The sequence below is a fragment of the Rhizobium ecuadorense genome, assembly GCF_001187535.1.
GTDB lineage: Bacteria > Pseudomonadota > Alphaproteobacteria > Rhizobiales > Rhizobiaceae > Rhizobium > Rhizobium ecuadorense.
Map to the genome: position 1 here is coordinate 1 of NZ_LFIO01001040.1, position 233 is coordinate 233.

At 60.9% G+C, this 233-nt stretch carries 1 pseudogene; it reads left to right on the top strand.

What is annotated here, in order from left to right:
• Window positions 1–233: pseudogene (locus AF337_RS18640) on the top strand (ABC transporter substrate-binding protein); the annotation flags it as partial.

Below are 233 nucleotides of genomic sequence, written 5' to 3' on the forward strand. Positions count from 1 at the left end.
TTATGACCCGACGGTCGGGCAACAGATCGCCGATATCCTGCGCAAGCAGCCGAAGTTCAAGGACCAGATCCCGACCGACCCGCAGGCAATCAGCGGTGCCTTCGGCTATGGCTGGTGGAAACCGGATCCGAAGGCTGCCGGCGAACTGCTGGAGAAGGCAGGCTTCAAGAAATCCGGCGGCAAATGGCTGACCCCTGATGGACAGCCCTTCAGGATCCGGATGACGGTGGAAG